Origin of the sequence: Paenibacillus sp. MDMC362, assembly GCF_003269305.1 — a bacterium.
Taxonomy (GTDB): Bacteria; Bacillota; Bacilli; order Paenibacillales; family Paenibacillaceae; genus Paenibacillus_AQ.
The window spans coordinates 63,853-82,152 of the sequence record NZ_QLYT01000044.1 but is presented as its reverse complement, the minus strand read 5'-3'; the positions used below and the strand labels follow the sequence as shown (position 1 = coordinate 82,152).

Here is an 18,300-nt window from a genome sequence, read left to right as displayed (position 1 = left end):
TTTCGAGCAGACAGAACGCTCTTATGCGGCGGTTTCGGTCCGGGGCGTGTTTGCCGGAAATCGGATAGCCTTCACTCTTTGTCCGCAACGCCAGAAGTAAGCAGTCTTCTTACAAAAATCGTGAATATGACCAGGGATACGACAACCGATACTGCCGTAACCGTAAACAAATATGCATAGCCGATACGCTCGGAGACCAGGCCCAGCAGGATCGCGCCAAGCCCGATGCCGAGATCGAATGCGGTCATGAAGGAGGCGTTGGCTGCGCCTCTCCGATCTTCGGGAGCAATGCGCAGGGTGGCTGCTTGAAGAGCGGGCTGGGCCGAGCCGAAGCCGATGCCGTACAGAATAGCGGCGATAATCAGTCCGGGCAATCCGCTCGACAGGCTTAAGACGATGAGAGCGCCAGCCGTTACGACAAGGGACGGAATGATGACGGCCGCTTCGCCGAAACGATCCGACAGCTTTCCGGCAAAGGGCCGAATCAACGTAAGAGCGACGGCGTACACCAGGAAAAAGGTTCCCGGATTGACCCGGATGGACTCGGCAAACAGCGGGAGGAAAGTTGTAATTCCCCCGTAAGCGACAGCCAGAAAAAAGATGGCGACCGTGACAGGGAGAACGGATTTCTCGACAAGCTGGATCCGGCCTGCCGAAGGTTTGGCTTGATAAGGTGCACTGGTCATGTAGGCCATTATGAAGGCAATCAGAGAGAGCCCGGTAGCGACAAGAAACAACGTCCGGAAGGAATATCCACCGACAATATAGGTCCCCAGCATGGGGCCGATGGCCATCGCCACCGTCATCGCCATTCCATACCAGCCCATGCCTTCTCCGCGGCGGGAGGCCGGGATTAAATCCGTAATGACGGTACCGATGGAGGTTGTCGAAAAGGCCCAGCTCGCGCCGTGCAGGATCCGCAGTGCAAGCAGAAGCAGAATGCTGCCGACCCAATCGTAGAGATACATCGAAAGAACAAAGAAGATAAGGCCCCAAATGTAAAAAGCTCTCCTGCCGTACCGATCCACCAATCCCCCAACCATTGGGCGAAACACAACCGCCGTCAGCGTGAACGCGCCGGCCGCCAAGCCCACTTGAGTCTCGGAGCCGCCTAAATGCTTTATATACAGCGGAAGCGTGGGCAGCAGCAGATAGAAGCCCGTAAATAGAAACAGCATCCCGACCGTCATCTGAATAAACGGTTTCGTCCATAAACGTTCCATCTTCGTATCCCTCCTTATATGCAATGTAAAAAAACGCTAGAACGCTAGTCTTCTTCGGACTTAACGGCCGTTATTTCTTTCTTGACCCACTCGATATTCGTCATTGCCATCTGCTTTCGATGATCCAGCACCCTCAGCAATTGAAGCCGTTGTTTATTTGGCTCGGGCTTGTAGAACGTGATCTTCGCTTCAAAATCCGTTACATGCTGCAGGTTAGTCTCGAGATAAATTAAATATTGCTCCAGGCAGTCGAGTCGAACCTTCTTCGGAACATACCGGAAATAGACCATTTTGAAATGGAATACCTGCTCTGTATCCATGTTGTATTCCAGGGGTTTCTCCATGAGCTCGAGAAAGTTATTCCGTCCGGAATCGGTAATCCCGTAGATTTTTCGGGGGCGTTTGCCTCCGCCGGATTCGTCAAGACTAAGATGGATCCATCCGTTATCCACCATCCGGGAGAGCAGCGGATACAACGTTCCGGAGCTGATCTGTCGGTACGGCCCGCCTGCATTTTTAAGGATCTCTTGGAGCATATAGCCGTGTTTATCCCCGGTCATCAATTCACCCAGAACAAAAATTTCATACATATGAGCTCCTCCATGAATATGTCGTATCGATATAAATATATATCGAGGCGACATAAAATTGCAATGGCGGGAGAATATTCTTGGCAGTCGCTCTCCAAATAACGGTTGTCCGAATTTCAGGATGGAGAGGTGTAGGCAATCGTCCGAATTTCAGGATGAAGAGGTGCAGCAATTGAAGCCGATCCCAGAAGGATCGGCTGGAAGAATGCGAAGGGGGAGGAAAGAAGCCAACTCGTATTGAGAAATAGAGCATACTTGGATCCGGTTTGCACAGCAAGGAGTAGATGCATGTGCTTGCATGGGCGAGCCGTGCCCAGCAAGAGCATTAAGGGTTTCGCTTCCTGCGTTTACAGTCCGCCTGCGTTTTTTCCGTGACTCTCATTAAGCTGACCGTTGATCTTCTCGACATAATCCAAATGTAGAAATCCCCAGGTGCACATGTCGGTCAGAACGCTGTCCAAGCTTTTTCCATGCTGCGAGATGGAATACTCCACCTTGGGCGGAATCTCCTGATATACCTTGCGTACGACAAGTCCATCCTGTTCCAGTTCGCGCAGCTGATTCGTGAGCATGCCTTGGGTCACGCCCGGAAGCAGACGCCGGAGCTCCCCGAACCGTTTGGTTCCGTCCTGCAGCAGTATAAACAGAATCAGAGGTTTCCACTTACCGCCGATTAATTGCAGCGTTGTCAGGATGCCGTCGGTGTTAGGCCGTTCATGATCGGTTGTTCTCATGTTCTCATCTCCCATAGGAAGTGTGTCATCGTTCTTTGTTCATTTGATGTTAGTAATGTAGCACAGTATTCGGTTTAAACCCAGTACTATTCTTCTTCGTACTTAGTACGTTTTACCGTACCATGCAGGGGATGAATAGGTACGCTAAAACCGACTAAGTACATAAAAAGAGCGTACTTTTCAACGAAACGGATCCGAAACATAATGGGGGTGTCACACAAACCAAATGGGGCAGGAGAGATCTGAATATGAAAATCATGGTGATTGTAGTTCATCCGAATTTAGACAACTCGCGTGCAAATCGAGTGCTGATGCAGTACAGCAGGCTGTATGCGAATGGAAATGTAGATATCCGGGATCTTTACAAGGAGTATCCGAATTGGATTATCGATATTGAGCGCGAGCAGCAGCTTCTTCTTCAGTATGATCGGGTAGTGTTCCAGTTCCCATTTTACTGGTACAGCTGCCCGCCCTTGTTGAAGAAATGGTTCGATGACGTTTTGACCTTCGGTTGGGCGTTTGGACGAGAAGGGAACAATTTAAAGGGCAAGGAATTTATGTTGGCCACGACGGTGGCAGGCTTAGAACAAGGGTATCAGGCAGGCGGGGACAATTGGTATACCGTCAGTGAGCTGCTGCGCCCGATTCAAGCCACGTTGAACCGGTGCAAAGTTCGATATTTGCCGGCCTTTGCGACCTACAACGTAGAGAAGGTAAGCGATGAGGAGCTCCAGGCGGAGGCAGGCAGGTATGCCGACCAGGTTCTGGCACCTGCAGCCGAAAGCCGATATTGAGGCATGCTTCTCGGCCTGAACCGATAGAAGATTGGCCCTTGTCGGCCGGCGCTATAAAAGTCATGATGGAGTCATGTATGACATGATTTGATGCAGTGCCTATTGGTTTTTAGGCCAGCCCATTTGCGGGTTGGCTTGAACCGGCTTCATCGCACATGCTTACAAACTTGCAGGGGGAGCTTTTATGACGATTGACGAAGCCATTCACTTGGAGTCCTATGACCAGCAGTGGGCCGATCGGTTTAGCGATGAACTTCAGACGTTAACCAGGGAGATTGGTCCCTATACGGCTGCCATCGAACATTTCGGAAGCACATCGGTACCGGGGATGACGGCCAAACCCGTCATCGATATGCTGGTGGGCGTGGAGAATGCGCTGCATTGGAGTGAAATCATCCCCAGACTGACCGCTATGGGTTATGAGGATCTCGGTGAAGCCGGTATTCCAGGCCGTTTATATCTCCGCAAAAGAGGCAGTGTTGCCTAAGGGCGAAAGCATGGAAGAACGGTGTGCAATCCGAATAAGCGCCTGAGAATTTATTCTCCATTCATGGCCTTGCACTGCTTGCGGTAAGCGGAAGGGGTGAGGCCATGAAATTTTTTGAACGTTTTGCTGAAATGGACATAGTCCGAGAAGCCGACACGGTACGCTGTTTCCTGGGCGGAAAGCTCAGACTCCGCCAGCAATTCCTTCGCTTTTTCCATGCGTACCTGCACCAGGTATTTTACGAAGTTCATATTTGTCTCGCTTTTGAAGGTACGGCTTAAATATGTGACCGACATCCCCACCGAATCAGCTACCTCCTGCAAGGACAAATCCTCCATCGCGTAATTCTCTTCAATGTAACGTTTGGCTTTCTGAATATTGTGGCGAGACCCTAAATTTCGGGAGCCCTTAATTAACGCCAGCATTCCCTTGATTTTCTCTTGTAATTGATGGCTGCAGGCAATGGGATCGTCCTGTGGCCATTGATCCTCGCCAATCTCCATCGCAAGAAGCAAACCGCGTTCTTTCATCGCCGTCAGCAGATCCTGCATCAGCATATGGGCGTAACGTGACACGCTGACTTCTTCTGGCCCGCTCGTCTCGAAAAGAGCCATGATCTCGCGAATTTGTTCCAGCGCTCTCTGTTCATCGGCAGAATACAGCAGCTCAGCCAGCCTGGCTTTGTGGTGCTGCTGCGCAAGCGTCCATTCCGTTTGCCGAGAGAACCGCGCTTTCCGCTCATCCAGCTCCCTGCAGGCACGTTCCAGCGTCGTTTGGAACTGAGCAGGATCGATGGGCTTCAGCAGGAAGTCCGAAACGCCATAGCGCAGGGCCTGACGCGCGAATTCGAAGTTGTCATGGCCCGACAGGATAATGAAAAACATCTGGGGATGGGATTCCCGCACACGGCGGATAAATTCCAGTCCATCCATTTCAGGCATACAAATATCGGTCACGATGATGTCGGGCCGGCTATCCTCCAGCAATTCCAAGGCCTCAACCCCGTCTTCGGCTTCGCCGACAAACTCAATCCGAAGACCCGACCTCTCAACAAGCTTTCGCAAACTCAAATGAATGGCGTATTCGTCATCTATCAACATGATCCGGTACATGGTGTCCCTCCTCGCTAGTCCTGTACGGCAATCTGATTTCAAATATCGTGCCTTCCAAGGGCACGGATTCCACAAGCTGCAGGCCATACTCGTCACCGAAGGTAAGCTGGAGTCTTTGATGCACGTTCAAGAGGCCGATGCCGTTGGTGGTTTCCTCTCCGTCATTTTGTTGCATGCCTTTACTCGGCTTCTCGCGGGTTTGCAGGATTTGCCTGATTTGCCAGAGCGTTTCCGCCGTCATGCCAATCCCCTTGTCCCGGATGATGATGGCAAAATAGTCCGCCTCCGCACGGGAGCGGATCCCGAGGTAGCTTGGCTTCTTGCCTCGGTATCCGTGTATGAATACATTCTCTACAATCGGCTGCAGCGTGAGCCTGACAGCGCTTACGCGATCCAGGTCCCGTTCGTTCAGGTTCATCTCGATCCGGAGCCTGCGGAAACGGGCGCTTTGAAGGTCGAGATAATACTGGACATGCGTGATCTCCTCCCGCAGCGGAACGACGGATCCGGCATGACCGATATTGTAACGAAACATATGGGCCAGCGCCCTCGTCATGCGGCTGATTTCCATATGGTCGTCCGCAATGGCATATGAATTAATAATCTCCAATGAATTGTACAAAAAATGCGGGTTGATGTGGGACTGCATGGAGCGGAGCTCGGATTCCTTCTGCTTGATCATGAGCTCCCGTTCCTTCAGCTGGGAATCCTGGACCTCCCGGATCAGCCGCTTCAGCTCTCCCGTCATGCTGTAGAAGCTTTGAAATACGGCGGTCATTTCATTGTTGCGGAACCGGTTCATGTTGGCTGGAAGCACAAAATCCCCCCGCTCGACGCGGGCCATCAGCTTCTGCAGCATGGAGAGCGGTCTTGTTAAAGACAAGGAGAAGCCGCCCACAAGCGCCAATGCAATGATCATGAGAACGGCTGCGGCCGCAAGCGAGTAATTACGCTGGGTGATCAAACCGCCGATGAGATTGTTCAGCGGCAGGTCGGCGACAACCGTCCAGCCGGTGATCTGCGATCGTTCATGCAGGACCATCTTTTCGGTGCCCGAAACGGTGTCTTGATGCCGGAAGAAGGAGGAGTCCCGGTTTTGAATACGTGTCAGCAGCCCCGGTTCGACTGGAGTTCCGACCCGGCTCGAATCCGGGTGGTAGATCATCCGCCCATCCTTGCCCATAATCCAGACGTCAAAGCCCCCCAGCGAATCGTTAGAGCAGATGGCTCCGATTTGCTTCAGATTGAGGTCGACAATCAATAAGCCCTTATAGAGAAAGGACGAATTGTCATACAGCTTCCGGGCCACGGTAAGGGCTGGCGTGTTTCCTACCCGGCTGAGGCCGATGATTTGAAAATCGTTGAATTGATCCAGCTGCGCCTGATAGGATCGGTTGCGTTTGCGGATTTCACTCATGTTGAGCAGTCCCGGTGCGCTTTCGTAATCGGTAATTTGCCTTTTGTTCTCGGCGACGAGCGAGATTCCGATAATGTCGGACCTGCCGTAAATCATCTGGGCAAACAAGTCGTCCTCCACTTTTTTGGCAAGCTGAAAGTAGGCATAGGGAGTAAGCTGGGTAGCCGAGAGAAATTGCTGGATCTGCGGGTTGTGGATAAAGGGATAGGTGGAATTCTCCAGATTGGATATGTACGAATTCAGCGAGACGTTAGTTTGCTCGATGATACGCTTGTTAGCGCCTGCGGCAAACTGTTCAATCGCTTCAGTAGACGAATGGTACCAGAAGCTGCCGAGCAGAAAGAAGGGGAGGCCAATGAATAGGGTGATCAGCACGAACAAACGTTGGTTAATGGTCAGATTACCGGTGGAACCGCCTTGGATGTTCATCGCTCTTCCGCCTTCCTCGCATTGAAGTAGGGAATGTAAGGAACATTGTAGCAAAAAAACACAAGTTGTAAATAAAAAACCATGATGCCGCAGCAAGAAATCGCAAGTGGGCTAAGAAAGCACATGGGCGCATTCGGTCGTTATCAACTACAATCGCATTAATCCATTTCAAACAATAGGGGGCGAGGATTTGTGAAAAAGAGAAAAGGGTTTTACAGCTGGTTAACGGCCTTATTGCTGATATCCGTTATGGTAAGCGGTTGCGGCAATGCTGATGACGGGAAGACCGGCACTGCCACACCCGGCACCGGAGGCGATGAAGGGAAGAAGGTAGAAATCCTGCTCGGGTATTATTCCAGCGACAGCTCCGATGCGAAGATGAAGGAGCTGATCGAGCAGTTCGAGAAACAGCATCCGAACATTACGGTCAAGACGCAGAGCGCGCCTTACGGGCAGTTCTACCAGAAGCTGGATACGCAGATCGCGGCCGGCCAGGCGCCGGACGTATGGCTGTCCGACGGCGTCTACGTGATGAAATACGCCCAGCGGGGCGCGGCCAAGGATCTGACCGATTGGATTGCAAGGGATCTGAAAGCCGATGAGTACTACGGCCTCGATTTCAACAAGGACGCGGACGGACGCTATTGGGGCGTGCCGCAGGGCATACAGGTCGGCGTGCTGTTTTACAATAAGGAGCTGTTTGATAAGGCCGGCGTAGCGTATCCTTCGGATGAATGGACCTGGGAGGATCTGAAATCATCGGCAGCCAAGCTGACGTTGGATGCCGGCGGGAAAACGGCTGAGGACAGCGGGTTCGATGCAGCCAGCGTGAATCAGTTCGGGCTTACGTTCTTCAGCATTACCGAGGGCTGGTTCTCCGTGATGAAATCCTACGGCGGCGGAACCCTTGACGAGAAAGCGGAGAACTCGATCATCAATTCCCCCGAAAACAAGCAGGCGTTCGAATGGATGGTCGACGGCATGCAGCGCGGCATCATTACGGATCCGGTCGATCTGAAGAGCTTCCAGAGCAATACCGCCGTGTTCCCAAGCGGATCGGCCGCCATGCGGATCGGCATCTATGCCCGGGTGCAGGCAGCGAATGAAGCCGGTCTGAATTACGATGTGACGCTGCTGCCGAAGGGACCTGACGGCAAGCGGGTGTCCCCCGTCATCGCCAACTCGTGGGTGATTAATCAGAAGTCAAGCGACGAGAAAGCGGAAGCTGCCTGGGAGTGGATTAAATATTGGGCTACGGAAGACGATGTGCAGAAGCAGTGGACCGAGCTTGGCGAAGCCGTGCCCGTGAAAAAATCCGTCGCGGAATCCGAAGTTTTCCTCAAGGCGGGAGAGCAGCCGGCTAACCGACAGGCATTCCTGGATAGCCTGGAGTTCGCGCAGACGCTCGACAATAACGCGGTCTGGGAAGAATGGGTAGGCAAATTCAACGAGCATGCGGAGCGTGCCTTCCTGGGGGATGCAACCATCGATCAGGCTTTAAGCGAAGCGGACGCCGCCGTTCAGGCGGTCCTCGATGATTTCTATAAAAAATAAAACCAAGGGTGGAAGAAAGGCGGGAGTGAAATGGACAATACGCTAAACGACAATGCAGCACTCAAAGCCGATCCGATGCCGCACGGAAAGCCCGCCCGAAAACGGAAATGGGATCATGAGGGGAGATGGGGGCTGCTCATGGCCTCCCCCTATGTACTCCACTTTATCATTTTTGTGGCGGGGCCTCTCGCCGCATCCCTGTACTTCAGCTTCTCCGATTACGATATGCTGAATCCGCCCGAGTGGAGCGGACTGGATAATTTCCGGCGCATGGCCGAGGATTCGATGTTCTGGCGCTCATTGTGGAACACCTTGTATTTTGCGGTTCTGTTCGTGCCGCTCCAGACCTTCCTGGCCTTGGTGCTGGCGGTCGCGCTAAATCAGCGTTTGAAAGGGCTTAAATGGTTCCGGATGGCCCATTTTATCCCGGTGATCTCCTCCTGGACCGTCATCCTGTATGTTGCTGACGCTATATTCAACCCTCGCTTCGGTTTGGCGAATACGCTGCTTGCCAAGCTGGGGCTGGAAGGGCAAGGCTGGCTGCAGGATCCGAAGCTGGCGATTCCGCTGCTCGTGTTCATCGCGGTCTGGAAAGGGATCGGCTACATTATGGTCATTTATCTGGCAGGACTTCAAAGCGTTCCCGGGGATTTGTATGAAGCCGCGGAGATCGACGGCGCAGGAGCCCTGCGCAAATTCCGGTATATTACCGTTCCATTGATCTCGCCGACGACCTTCCTTGTCGTCATCATGAGCACGATCTCTACCTTCCAGGCATTTGAACAGATCTACGTGCTGACCGGCAGGGGCGACATCAGCTCGGCCGGAGGTCCGAATAACTCCAGCCTGGTCATGATGCTGTATTTATATCGCGAAGGGTTCACCTTTATGAGGATGGGGTATGCTTCCGCCATTGCCTGGGTGCTGTTTATGATCCTGTTCCTGCTGACGCTGATACAGCTTCGGGCCCAGAAGAAGTGGGTGCATTATGACTGATCAAGCGATCAAGATGGAACCGGGGATTTGGAACCGCATCGGAGGAAGGAGTGGCCTCAAATGAGAAGAAAGCTGCTGGGAAAAAGTATCGGATACGTGCTGATCGGGATCAGCTCGCTCATCATGATCGTGCCGTTTCTGTCGGCACTCATGAATTCATTGAAAACCTACAAGGAATATACAACGGTTCCGCCCCGCTGGATCCCTGACGTATTCCAATGGTCCAATTACGCCCAGGTGTTCGAGCTTGGGAATATTGGCGGCTACACGCTGAACAGCATCTTCGTAGCCGCATTGTCCGTCATCGGCGCCCTGATCTCCTGCTCGATGGTCGGTTATGCGTTCGCAAGACTGCGCTTTCCGCTGAAAAGCGCGCTGTTCGTGATGGTGCTGGGTACGATGATGATTCCGGCGGTGGTCATCATCATCCCGCATTTCATTATTTTTAATAAGCTGAACATGCTGGATACGCTCACGCCGTTGTGGATCATCGAATGGCTGGCTCAGCCGTTTGGGATTTTCCTCATGCGGCAGGCTTTTATGAATATACCTAAGGAGTACGAGGAGGCAGCCAAGATGGAGGGCTGCAATCCGTTCCAGATCTACCTGCGGATTTTTATTCCGATGGCCAGGCCTACCCTGGCGACGCTGGCGATCTTTACGTTCATGGGCAAGTGGAACGAGATTCTGACGCCTGTCATTTATTTGACCTCGAATGAGAAGTATACGCTGCCCATCGGCATTCTCTCCTTGTCAGGCCAGTGGACCGGCAATGAACAGCTTATGATTGCAGCCGCACTGGTCAGTCTGGTTCCGATCCTGCTGGTATTCCTGTTTGCCGAGAAATATTTTGTGCAGAACCACAATATGGCCGGCATTAAATAATGGAACGTTACTAACGTTACTATCGGCCCCGGAAGGGGCCATGTCTGTGATGGAAAGGATGAAAGAGAAGATGAAAATAGCGGCATTCAGCGGATCGTTAATCGATTACAGCATCCACGAAGCGATGTCGATCGCGGCCGGGCTCGGTTTCGACGGAATCGAAATTGCCTGCCGCGAACCGCACTTAAGTCCGGTAGCTTCGCTGCCGCGGGTTCGCGAAATGAAGGCCGTTGCGGAAGGCCACGGCTTGGAGATTCCTGCATTGGCAGGTTATATGGGGCATTTCTCCACAAGCGGAGATGCGGAATGCGCTGAGGCTTACGATCAGTTTATGGGCCTGCTTGAACGCGCGGTCATGTTGGAGGCGGGGATGATCCGGATCTTTCAAGGAGGGCCGAATGCCTTCCTGGCGGAGGATTATCATTATGCCAAGGCGGCTTTCTGGATTCGGAAATGCTCGGAGGAAGCCCGCGCTGCGGGAAAACGAATCGTGCTGGAGATTCACAACCAGAGCCTGGTAGAGACGACAGATAGCGCTTTGCGACTGCTGAATTTGATCGGCGATGACCAGGTTGGTCTGATTCATGACGCAGGAAATATGTACATCACGGACACGGAATTTGGGGAAGAGTCGGTCCGGCAGCTCGGAAGCCGTTTGTTCCATGTGCACATAAAGGATGAACGGCGGATCGCGCAGGGGAGCGCCCCGGGAACGTTCAAGAATTTGACCCGTCACGGGGAAGAGTTCTTCCTGCAGTGCCGCCTTGGTGAAGGAGAAGTGGATCACGGCGGGCTGCTCAGGGGACTTCGGGAATACCGGTACGGGGGTTGGCTTACGCTGGAATGCGCAGCTCCCTATCCGCCGAAGGAACGGCTTGCTTATGACCTGTCGGTCATCAAGGAGTGGCTGCAGGCTGTGGAGGTGTCGACCGGATGACGGGGAACGCGCGGAAATTTGGAATCATCGGCTGCCAGCATGCCCACATCGGCATGTTCATCGAGGAGATGCTGGCACTGGGCTACGAATGCGCAGGCGTATACGAACCGGATAATAAGCCGTTGGCCCGTACTCTTGCCGACCGGTACGGTCTGGAACTGACGGGGGATCGGGAATCGCTGCTGAGTGATGAAGGCGTGAGCGTTATCGGCTGCGCTGCCATCAACCATGAGAAGATCGATGTCATTGAGCTGTGCGAGCTGCACGGCAAGCCCGTCATGATCGACAAGCCTGCCGTGACGGATCGGGCGGGGCTGATCCGGCTGCGCGGCGTTCTAGAGCGGGGAAGAATCGAGGTAGGGATGATGCTGACCGAGCGCTTCCGCCCTTCCCTTCACACCATTCATCGGATGATTTGGGCGGGAGAGTTAGGGGACATCGTCCACATCTCGATGCGTAAGCCGCATCGGCTGAATCCGGAATCGAGGCCAGCCTGGCATTTTGACAAGTCGCAATCCGGAGGCATCATTAATGATCTATTCGTGCACGATTTTGACCTGTTACGATGGCTGACGGGCCGGGAGGTGGAGACGGCATACGGTTATCTGGCGAAGCATATGCTGCCTGAATACCCGACCTTTTATGATGCAGCCGGCGTGCAGGTATTCATGGCTGGCGGGATCACGGCACAGCTGTACGCGGACTGGCACACGCCCGCCGGCAGCTGGACTTGGGGAGACGGACGGATATTCGTAACGGGGACGCGCGGCACTGCGGAAATTCGGCTGGAAGGCGATCCCTTATTATCGAGTGATGAGGTTGCGCTTGTCATCACTGATCAGGAGCTGCGTTCTTTGCCTTTGGCACCGCCGCCCCTCTCCCTTGCGCAGGATTTCCTGAACCGGGTGGAGGGGGAAGAGGGCATCATCACGCATGACGATATCTACAAAGCCTCGGAGGCTACGGTGATGGCCGATGAGGGAGCACGAATTCTGATCCGGAAATAGGGAGTGTATACGGCTTTCATCGAAAACAGAGCGTGTGGAGGAGGCGTAGGAAACATGACAAAGGAAAAGCTGCCGGTTCGATTCGGGATCATCGGCTGCGGAATTATTGCGGATATCCATGCCAAGGGCATCTTGAACACGGAGGAGGCTGAGCTTGCCGCCGTGTTCGATACGAAACGGGAATCGGCGGTCAAGCTGACTGAAACGTATGGAGGAGATGTCTGCGACACATTAGAAGAACTGCTGGCGCGCGAGGATGTGGAAGTAGTCTGTATCTGCACCCCAAGCGGCATGCATGCAGAACAGACAGCATTGGTTGCACGGGCGGGCAAGCATGTGCTGGTGGAGAAGCCGATGGCGATCCGGCTTGACGATGTTGAGCGCATGATCGAGGTGTGTGCGGAGAACGGAGTGCTGCTCGCAACCGTCTTTCCGAGGCGCATGTCCCCGCAGGCCCGGTATGCCCGGCAGGTCATTCAGGAAGGACGGCTTGGGAAGCTCAGTTTATGCTCGGCGTATGTCATGCTGTACCGAGATCAAGCCTATTATGACAGTGCAGGCTGGCGCGGGACCTGGGCCATGGATGGCGGCGGGGCGATGATGAATCAGGGAATCCATACGGTGGATATGCTGCAATGGCTCGTAGGCCCTGTTGCGTCCTTGACTGCAAAGGCCAAGGCCGTGCTGCGCAATATCGAAGTCGAAGATACCGTTATCGCTGCGCTTGAATTTGCGAGCGGGGCGCTCGGCGTGCTGGAGATCACGACGACGGCCTGCGACGGCAAAGGACAGCGGCTGGTCATCCATGGGGATAAGGGCGTGCTCGTCATTGAAGAGGATACAATCGTATCCCTTGAGATCGATGGCCATCAGATTCAGCTGCCTGAGTTCGAGCCATTTAAAGTCATACCGGACGGTCACCGCCTGCAAATTCGAGATATGGCGCATGCCGTTCGCGAAGGCCGACAGCCTGTTATCACCGGGAAGGACGGCAGGCATTCGCTGGAAATTATTCTCGGCACCTACGAGGCTTCCCGCCAGCGCAAGGAAATCGAACTGCAGACCGGAACCGGTGTTGTAAGGGATGGAGGTGACTTTATGATGTCTCAGCGCAGCGCAAAGCCTGTGCTTGAAAAAGTTCAGGATCAACTGAAGGTCCGCGTTTATGACCAGCGGGAGGCGATGGGAAAGGCGGCGGCCGCCGATATCCGTGCGGCTATGCATCGCCTGCTGGACGAGAAAGAGCGCATTCGCATCGTCTTTGCGGCCGCCCCGTCCCAGAATGAGTGCCTGGCGGCGCTGGTTCAATCAGAAGGATTGGACTGGAGCCGAGTCACGGCTTTTCATATGGACGAATACATCGGCCTTTCCAAGTCGGCCCCGCAGCGGTTCGGGAACTTTTTATCCCGGCGGCTGTTTGATCTGGTATCTCCAGGAGAGGTGCATCTGATTGACGGCATGAATGATCCTGAAGCGGAGTGCGACAGGTACAGCGGATTGATTACCGCTGCGCCGATCGATATGGTGGTCCTCGGCATTGGCGAGAACGGGCATATCGCCTTCAACGATCCGCCCGTTGCCGATTTTGCGGATCCGTTATGGGTAAAGCGGGTGAAGCTGGACGAGGATTGTCGCCGGCAGCAGGTGAATGACGGCTGTTTCGCGAGCTTGGAGGAGGTTCCGAATTACGCGCTTACGCTTACCATTCCGGCCTTAATGTCGGCTGCCCATCTGTTCTGCGTCGTTCCGGGCGCAAGCAAGCGAGCGGCGGTACAAAGGACGCTGTACGGCGATATAATCGAGGCCTGTCCTGCCAGCATCCTTCGGCGGCATCCGGATTGCACGCTGTACGTGGACCTGGAGTCGTACGGGGAAGTCCGGAATGGATAGCCGCGAATTTGTTCGTATGGGCCGTCATTACGGAACAGGGGAGCAAATAAGGCTAGAATGGGACTCTGGCAGCCGGATAGAACGGATACTTCCTCACGATGGTGAAGAGGAGACGTGGATCGCTCCCGGATTGATCGATCTTCAGATTAACGGCGGCTATGGACATGATTTCAATTCGCTGCCGCTCACAACGGATACGATTATTCAGGCAACCCGGCGTCTATGGGAAAAGGGCGTAACGCTGTACTACCCCACCGTCATTACCAACGGAGACGAAGAGATCGAGCAATTGCTTCGGGTTATCGACGCGGCTTGCCTGGAGGATGAAGCGGTGGGTTCAACCATAGGCGGGATTCATTTGGAAGGCCCTTTTATTTCTCCGGAGGAAGGGCCAAGGGGAGCACATGATTCCCGGTACATCAAGGAGCCGGACTGGGCATTGTTCACGAGATGGCAGGCGGCATCGGGGAATCGGATTCGGATCGTCACCCTGTCGCCGGAGTGGCCGAATGCAGCGAGTTTTATCCGGTCTTGCGTCGAATCGGGAATCGTTGTATCGATCGGGCACACCGCCGCGACGCCTGCGCAAATTCGGGAAGCCGTGGAAGCAGGAGCCACGATGTCCACCCATCTGGGTAATGGCGCACATCTGACGCTGCCGCGGCATCCGAATTATATATGGGAGCAGCTTGCGCAAGATCAGCTGTGGGCAGGCATCATTGCGGACGGGAACCATCTGCCGGATTCGGTCATCAAAGTGATGCTCCGCGCCAAGTCGTCCAGAGCGCTGCTCGTCAGCGATGCCGTCTATTTAAGCGGGATGCCGCCAGGCGAATACGAGACCCATATCGGCGGTCATGTTGTGTTGACACCGGAAGGCCGACTGCATCTAGCCCGCAAGCCCGGGCTGCTGGCCGGCTCGGCCATGATGCTTGCCGATGCGGTTTGGCGGCTGGCTCAGTCGGGGCTGTGCACGTTTCCAGATGCTTGGGACATGGCTTCCATGCGGCCCGCCGAGGCGATGGGGCAAGCGGAACCCTATGGCCTGAAGAGAGGAGCGCAGGCCGACTTCGTGCTTCTGGAGAAGCGCAAGGGGTGCCTCCGCATTGTGGAGACCGTCAAGGGAGGGCGTTCAGTTTACCAAGGGGATTGTTAGGTGTTAAAATATAGTAAATATAACTAAAACCCGGATTTCGATCTGGGTTTTTCCTTATCACGGAACAGGAGGGAGTGGAGACATGCTATTGAAATGGAGAGTTCCCGTTGTACGGCAAATCTCGGCTTGGACATTTGTGCTGCCTATCCTCTTATTCACGATAGAGATTCTGTTTATTCGTGACGGGCACTGGTTTCACTTTTATGGACTTTTGTCCACTGTCGTTATTCCGCCATTCGGGATCGCGCTCTCCATACGTTCCTATGGCGTAACCGATTCAGCCAAGGACCTGTTATTAATAGCCTGCAATGTGCTTGCGTTATTCTCTTATTTTATCTACACCTTTTTAGGATATCTAATACTGGGTCCATAGGTTGTAATGAATGCAGCTGCAGATTCCTTCCCTCTTTTATTTTATGTTAAAGACCAGGCGAAAAATATCCCTTCTTGATTTCAAGAAGGGGTATTTGCATCCTATTCTAATCACATGGTCTTCGATGGGGTTAAACAACCTTCGGGATTTCTCATCCCCCCAAAGGTATCTAACGCAACCATCTTCAAAATCATGATGATCGTAATAACCAGAATAGTAAGAGTATTCTCCTACTGTAATCATTGGGTTTGTGACAATATCCTTTATATACTTTATTTCGGACCAGTGCTCGAACCGATAGATGCCGATAAAATAACCCATACCCTTTGCCAAAAGGGGGACTTAGCTGCCTCTAACCATACTTCGCCATCATCTCCTTCAGAATTTCCTTCATGCGATCCACCAACTCCGGTGGCTCCTTCGCGGTGGCTTCATTTCCTAATCCGATAAAAAATTTAGAAAAATACAAAAGCTCGCTGGCAGGGACGTTCTGATCAAGCCGTCCGCTTCCATCCGGCCGCTTAGCAATATGGGGGACAGGACATAATTCAGATTCACAGCGCTGAACGCCTTCCCGGCTCAGATCCACGACCATCCGAATATAGGCGGATTTCTCGACGCCATATTCCCTCCAATTGCCCAAATGGATATGCCGGTGATCCCGCGGCTCGATTCCCGTTGTATCATAGGCCACGGACTGCATACGGTCACACCGGAACAGGCGAAAATCCTCCCGCAAAAAACAATAAGCGGCACAATACCAGAAGCCGTTGCTTGCATAGATGCCTACGGGTTGGATGCTTCGCGCGGCATAGCCTTCCCTGCTCTCGTATAACACCGTAACGACCCGCTGAGCGACGGCGGCATCCAGCAGAACCCCGAGGGATTCAACCTTCTGCTGCCTGGTGTGCGTCAGAAAATCCACACGGTTCTTCATCTGGTCAATCCGGTCACGAACATCACCCGGCATGTAATAATAAAATTTCTGAAGCGCGGTAGAGGACTCAGCTTCAAAGGGAAGAAATAGATAATGACGCAGGGCGTGGCTGGCAAAAAACATCGCAACGGCTTCTTCCTCGCTGAAGGCGATCGGGGGGAGAATCCGTTCTTTGAGCACCTGGTATCCGCCGTGCGGTCCTACCTCGGAATAGAGGGGAACGCCCAGCTCGCTGAGCTCCTGCAGGTCCCGCAAGATCGTGCGAGAGGACACGCCGAATTGATCGGCCAATTCCCTTACCGTGAATTTCCGCATCCGGTTCACGGTCATCATCAGCTCCATGAGACGTTTGGATTTGGACATTAGATCAGCTCCGTATCTGTTTGATGACTATGACAATAGTTGTCACCATTATACGCTATACTGGCTGTAGAACCCAGAGACCCTTTATAACTAAAAAATGGAGTGATGAAACGTGAATCAATTGCATGAAATGAAGCACCTGTTGTTTGAGGAACTGGAGCTTATCGTTAGGACCAGTTCGAATCTGATCGGCAAAATTTCACCGGAGCATTGGGATTACAGGCCTGCCCACAATATGAGATCGCTTCAGGAACTCGTGCATCATCTGGTGTCAGTGCCTGCGACGGACCTGTTGATTCTGCAAGAGAAGAGTGAAGCGGAGATCCGGGAGCTGGAAGCTAGCATCGCCGCTGACGGCGTGGACAAGGACAAACTGATCTCCTGGATGACGAAGGGACTTTCGGATGTAAAATCTTATATGGGCGGACTTACAGATGAAGAATTTATGCAGAAGAAAACCAAACCCTTCTACTTGGAGCATGGTTCAACCCAAGCTAAGTGGCTAATTGAAATCGTCACGCATGCCCAGCATCATCGGGCGCAAATGTTCAATTACCTGAAAGCCCAGGGCTATGAAGTGAGTATGTTCGATTTATATTAAAGTTAAAGAGCGGATACCTAGTGGTATAAAGGAGGAGTAAAGATGCTGAACTTGTTTTTAACATCTTCGTTTAAAGATGTTGTTGATCTTTTTAGAGAATTCGTTGCTGATGATCTGAAAGGTAGGAGTTTAACGTTTATTCCTACTGCCAGTATTCCAGAAGAAATCACCCACTATGTTGATACGGCAATAGAAGCATTCGAAGAGTTGGGAGTTGTCGTTGAAGAGCTTGACATATCTGCAGCAACTTCGCAGGAAATCAAAGAGAAGCTAGAACGAAATGATTATATTTACGTATCTGGTGGAAATACGTTCTACTTGTTACAAGAGCTGCGGAAGTCAGGGGCAGACAAGATCATAACAGATCAAGTTCATTCGGGAAAATTATATATTGGAGAATCAGCGGGATCTATAATAACATCTCCCGATATAGAGTATGTAAAATTCATGGATGATATAGGTAAAGCAACTGCATTAAAATCGTTTGAGGGTTTAAACTTCATCCATGTTTATCCTGTCCCGCATTATAACAACGAACCTTTTAAAGACGCAGCTTCCGATTTAATGGCTCACTATAATTCTAAATTAAATCTCGTGCCTATTTCCAATACGCAGGTAATCCAAGTACATAAAAATAATATAGTTGTTCGTTAGTTCGCTCGAGGACAGGAAGGAGAGCAACCGAAAGACGGAAGGACGCTCCGGTGACGGGCAGCATGAGGTGAAGCTCAAAACCTCGTCGGGGAATATCTCGATAAAAATAAAATAACATGCTAGAAAATAAGAAAAAGAAGCATCCCCGTACTGGTCCGTTC

At 52.6% G+C, this 18,300-nt stretch carries 18 protein-coding genes and 2 pseudogenes; 13 read left to right on the top strand and 7 right to left on the bottom strand.

What is annotated here, in order from left to right:
• Positions 1–71 precede the first annotated feature (71 nt).
• From DP091_RS22025 to DP091_RS22015, 3 genes are all read right to left on the bottom strand, one after another.
• A complete protein-coding gene (locus tag DP091_RS22025) occupies positions 72–1,223 on the bottom strand; it encodes an MFS transporter (RefSeq protein WP_113060280.1) in 1,152 nt (383 codons plus the stop codon).
• Between the two features lie 44 nt (positions 1,224–1,267).
• Positions 1,268–1,813, bottom strand: a complete 546-nt coding sequence (locus DP091_RS22020) for a PadR family transcriptional regulator (protein WP_113060279.1) — start codon at positions 1,811–1,813, stop codon at positions 1,268–1,270.
• 347 nt (positions 1,814–2,160) lie between these two features.
• Complete coding sequence (locus DP091_RS22015; RefSeq protein WP_113060278.1) at positions 2,161–2,547, bottom strand: winged helix-turn-helix transcriptional regulator; 387 nt, start codon at positions 2,545–2,547, stop codon at positions 2,161–2,163.
• 248 nt (positions 2,548–2,795) lie between these two features.
• Between DP091_RS22015 and DP091_RS22010 the strand changes: the two genes are divergently transcribed.
• Both DP091_RS22010 and DP091_RS22005 read left to right on the top strand, forming a co-directional pair.
• Complete coding sequence (locus tag DP091_RS22010) at positions 2,796–3,341, top strand: NAD(P)H-dependent oxidoreductase (RefSeq protein ID WP_113060277.1); 546 nt, start codon at positions 2,796–2,798, stop codon at positions 3,339–3,341.
• 184 nt (positions 3,342–3,525) lie between these two features.
• Entirely contained in the window at positions 3,526–3,828 is a 303-nt protein-coding gene (locus DP091_RS22005; protein ID WP_113060276.1) for a GrpB family protein, read from the top strand.
• A gap of 50 nt (positions 3,829–3,878) precedes the next feature.
• Here the strand turns inward: DP091_RS22005 and DP091_RS22000 are convergent, their stop codons facing one another.
• The gene (locus tag DP091_RS22000; protein ID WP_113060275.1) at positions 3,879–4,940 is read right to left on the bottom strand and encodes a response regulator transcription factor; all 1,062 of its coding nucleotides are present in this window, start codon (positions 4,938–4,940) and stop codon (positions 3,879–3,881) included.
• Positions 4,915–6,786: a sensor histidine kinase gene (locus DP091_RS21995; protein ID WP_113060274.1), complete on the bottom strand. Its 1,872-nt coding sequence runs from the start codon at positions 6,784–6,786 to the stop codon at positions 4,915–4,917. Before DP091_RS21995 ends, DP091_RS22000 begins: the two co-directional genes overlap by 26 nt.
• 192 nt (positions 6,787–6,978) lie before the next feature.
• Here DP091_RS21995 and DP091_RS21990 point away from each other — a divergent pair, with 192 nt between their 5' ends.
• From DP091_RS21990 to DP091_RS21950, 9 genes and pseudogenes are all read left to right on the top strand, one after another.
• Positions 6,979–8,340 (top strand): ABC transporter substrate-binding protein, encoded by a 1,362-nt coding sequence (locus DP091_RS21990; protein ID WP_113060273.1) that lies wholly within the window; start codon positions 6,979–6,981, stop codon positions 8,338–8,340.
• A 30-nt stretch (positions 8,341–8,370) separates the two neighbouring features.
• The gene (locus tag DP091_RS21985; RefSeq protein WP_113060272.1) at positions 8,371–9,336 is read left to right on the top strand and encodes a carbohydrate ABC transporter permease; all 966 of its coding nucleotides are present in this window, start codon (positions 8,371–8,373) and stop codon (positions 9,334–9,336) included.
• Between the two features lie 60 nt (positions 9,337–9,396).
• Entirely contained in the window at positions 9,397–10,221 is an 825-nt protein-coding gene (locus DP091_RS21980; protein ID WP_113060271.1) for a carbohydrate ABC transporter permease, read from the top strand.
• 70 nt (positions 10,222–10,291) lie between these two features.
• A complete protein-coding gene (locus tag DP091_RS21975) occupies positions 10,292–11,158 on the top strand; it encodes a sugar phosphate isomerase/epimerase family protein (RefSeq protein ID WP_113060308.1) in 867 nt (288 codons plus the stop codon).
• Positions 11,155–12,165 carry a Gfo/Idh/MocA family protein gene (locus DP091_RS21970; RefSeq protein ID WP_113060270.1) on the top strand — a complete coding sequence of 337 codons (1,011 nt, stop codon included), beginning with the start codon at positions 11,155–11,157 and terminating at the stop codon, positions 12,163–12,165. The genes DP091_RS21975 and DP091_RS21970 overlap by 4 nt, the downstream gene beginning before the upstream one ends.
• 54 nt (positions 12,166–12,219) lie before the next feature.
• A pseudogene (locus DP091_RS21965) lies at positions 12,220–13,212 on the top strand (Gfo/Idh/MocA family protein); the annotation flags it as partial.
• Between the two features lie 54 nt (positions 13,213–13,266).
• Positions 13,267–14,055 carry a glucosamine-6-phosphate deaminase gene (locus DP091_RS21960; RefSeq protein ID WP_373456943.1) on the top strand — a complete coding sequence of 263 codons (789 nt, stop codon included), beginning with the start codon at positions 13,267–13,269 and terminating at the stop codon, positions 14,053–14,055.
• A complete protein-coding gene (locus DP091_RS21955; RefSeq protein ID WP_113060269.1) occupies positions 14,048–15,211 on the top strand; it encodes an N-acetylglucosamine-6-phosphate deacetylase in 1,164 nt (387 codons plus the stop codon). Before DP091_RS21960 ends, DP091_RS21955 begins: the two co-directional genes overlap by 8 nt.
• Positions 15,212–15,293: 82 nt before the next feature.
• The gene (locus tag DP091_RS21950) at positions 15,294–15,584 is read left to right on the top strand and encodes a hypothetical protein (RefSeq protein WP_113060268.1); all 291 of its coding nucleotides are present in this window, start codon (positions 15,294–15,296) and stop codon (positions 15,582–15,584) included.
• A 120-nt stretch (positions 15,585–15,704) separates the two neighbouring features.
• On the opposite strand, the pseudogene DP091_RS21945 reads toward DP091_RS21950, so the two are convergent.
• Positions 15,705–15,905, bottom strand: a pseudogene (locus DP091_RS21945) (hypothetical protein); the annotation flags it as partial.
• 31 nt (positions 15,906–15,936) lie between these two features.
• Positions 15,937–16,884, bottom strand: a complete 948-nt coding sequence (locus DP091_RS21940; protein ID WP_113060267.1) for a helix-turn-helix transcriptional regulator — start codon at positions 16,882–16,884, stop codon at positions 15,937–15,939.
• A 112-nt stretch (positions 16,885–16,996) separates the two neighbouring features.
• Between DP091_RS21940 and DP091_RS21935 the strand changes: the two genes are divergently transcribed.
• On the top strand, positions 16,997–17,485 hold the full coding sequence (locus DP091_RS21935; protein ID WP_113060266.1) for a DinB family protein: 489 nt from the start codon (positions 16,997–16,999) through the stop codon (positions 17,483–17,485).
• A gap of 42 nt (positions 17,486–17,527) precedes the next feature.
• Entirely contained in the window at positions 17,528–18,139 is a 612-nt protein-coding gene (locus DP091_RS21930) for a Type 1 glutamine amidotransferase-like domain-containing protein (RefSeq protein ID WP_113060265.1), read from the top strand.
• Positions 18,140–18,300 lie beyond the last annotated feature (161 nt).

Coding starts and splice junctions, on each gene's coding strand:
- DP091_RS22015 (WP_113060278.1), bottom strand. CDS start 2,547: ATGAGAACAACCGATCATGAACGGCCTAACACCGACGGCATCCTGACA.
- DP091_RS21995 (WP_113060274.1), bottom strand. CDS start 6,786: ATGAACATCCAAGGCGGTTCCACCGGTAATCTGACCATTAACCAACGT.
- DP091_RS22025 (WP_113060280.1), bottom strand. CDS start 1,223: ATGGAACGTTTATGGACGAAACCGTTTATTCAGATGACGGTCGGGATG.
- DP091_RS22005 (WP_113060276.1), top strand. CDS start 3,526: ATGACGATTGACGAAGCCATTCACTTGGAGTCCTATGACCAGCAGTGG.
- DP091_RS22000 (WP_113060275.1), bottom strand. CDS start 4,940: ATGTACCGGATCATGTTGATAGATGACGAATACGCCATTCATTTGAGT.
- DP091_RS21980 (WP_113060271.1), top strand. CDS start 9,397: ATGAGAAGAAAGCTGCTGGGAAAAAGTATCGGATACGTGCTGATCGGG.
- DP091_RS21955 (WP_113060269.1), top strand. CDS start 14,048: ATGGATAGCCGCGAATTTGTTCGTATGGGCCGTCATTACGGAACAGGG.
- DP091_RS21975 (WP_113060308.1), top strand. CDS start 10,292: ATGAAAATAGCGGCATTCAGCGGATCGTTAATCGATTACAGCATCCAC.
- DP091_RS21960 (WP_373456943.1), top strand. CDS start 13,267: ATGTCTCAGCGCAGCGCAAAGCCTGTGCTTGAAAAAGTTCAGGATCAA.
- DP091_RS21930 (WP_113060265.1), top strand. CDS start 17,528: ATGCTGAACTTGTTTTTAACATCTTCGTTTAAAGATGTTGTTGATCTT.
- DP091_RS21940 (WP_113060267.1), bottom strand. CDS start 16,884: ATGTCCAAATCCAAACGTCTCATGGAGCTGATGATGACCGTGAACCGG.
- DP091_RS21985 (WP_113060272.1), top strand. CDS start 8,371: ATGGACAATACGCTAAACGACAATGCAGCACTCAAAGCCGATCCGATG.
- DP091_RS21950 (WP_113060268.1), top strand. CDS start 15,294: ATGCTATTGAAATGGAGAGTTCCCGTTGTACGGCAAATCTCGGCTTGG.
- DP091_RS21970 (WP_113060270.1), top strand. CDS start 11,155: ATGACGGGGAACGCGCGGAAATTTGGAATCATCGGCTGCCAGCATGCC.
- DP091_RS22020 (WP_113060279.1), bottom strand. CDS start 1,813: ATGTATGAAATTTTTGTTCTGGGTGAATTGATGACCGGGGATAAACAC.
- DP091_RS22010 (WP_113060277.1), top strand. CDS start 2,796: ATGAAAATCATGGTGATTGTAGTTCATCCGAATTTAGACAACTCGCGT.